Origin of the sequence: Pantoea sp. SIMBA_079, from assembly GCF_046940275.1 — a bacterium.
GTDB classification, from domain to species: domain Bacteria; phylum Pseudomonadota; class Gammaproteobacteria; order Enterobacterales; family Enterobacteriaceae; genus Pantoea; species Pantoea borealis.
This window is the reverse complement of the sequence record NZ_JAWRYR010000885.1, coordinates 1-238: the sequence shown is the minus strand read 5'-3', so window position 1 is coordinate 238 and position 238 is coordinate 1. Positions and strand designations below refer to the sequence as shown.

The following is a 238-nucleotide window of genomic DNA, read 5'->3' as shown; positions in this document are numbered from 1 at the left end:
CACGACGCTCGATGCCGCGCGGCCGGGCAGCGCCCACGTGCTGCAGGCCGACCTGCGCGACGTCGACCGCCTCGCCGAACTGGTCGCCGGCACCGTCGGCCGCTTCGGCCGGCTCGATGCGCTGGTCAACAACGCGTCCGCGTTCTACGAGACACCGTTCGCGACGACGACGCCCGCGCACTGGGAGGCGCTGCTGGCGACCAACCTGCGCGCGCCGTATTTCCTGGCCCAGGCGGCG

The 238-nt window shown here is 73.9% G+C and carries 1 protein-coding gene; it reads left to right on the top strand.

From position 1 onward, the window contains the following. The coding region (locus SB719_RS22475) for an SDR family NAD(P)-dependent oxidoreductase (RefSeq protein ID WP_412160082.1) at positions 1 to 238 on the top strand (238 nt) is incomplete at both ends.